The sequence below is a fragment of the Companilactobacillus nantensis DSM 16982 genome (assembly GCF_001435815.1).
Lineage (GTDB): Bacteria > Bacillota > Bacilli > Lactobacillales > Lactobacillaceae > Companilactobacillus > Companilactobacillus nantensis.
The window spans coordinates 1-206 of sequence record NZ_AZFV01000094.1 but is presented as its reverse complement, the minus strand read 5'-3'; the positions used below and the strand labels follow the sequence as shown (position 1 = coordinate 206).

Here is a 206-nt window from a genome sequence, read left to right as displayed (position 1 = left end):
AGGCTTCTACCTCGATTTCTCTTCGTTATTTTCTTGAGTGATTGTTTAACTCTCATTTTGGCTTGTTGGCAAGGACGCACGTAAGTGCCCTTGCTCGATACACCAAGTGAGAATCCCAAAAATTTCAGTCTCAAAGGAGACCCAACTTTAGTCTTCTTCTTATTGACCGTTAGTTTCAGGTCATTCTCAAGAAATTTAGAGATACT

1 pseudogene is annotated in these 206 nt (G+C 39.8%); it reads right to left on the bottom strand.

Annotation, left to right across the window (positions count from 1 at the left end):
- Positions 1-206, bottom strand: a pseudogene (locus tag FD31_RS14435) (group II intron reverse transcriptase/maturase); the annotation flags it as partial.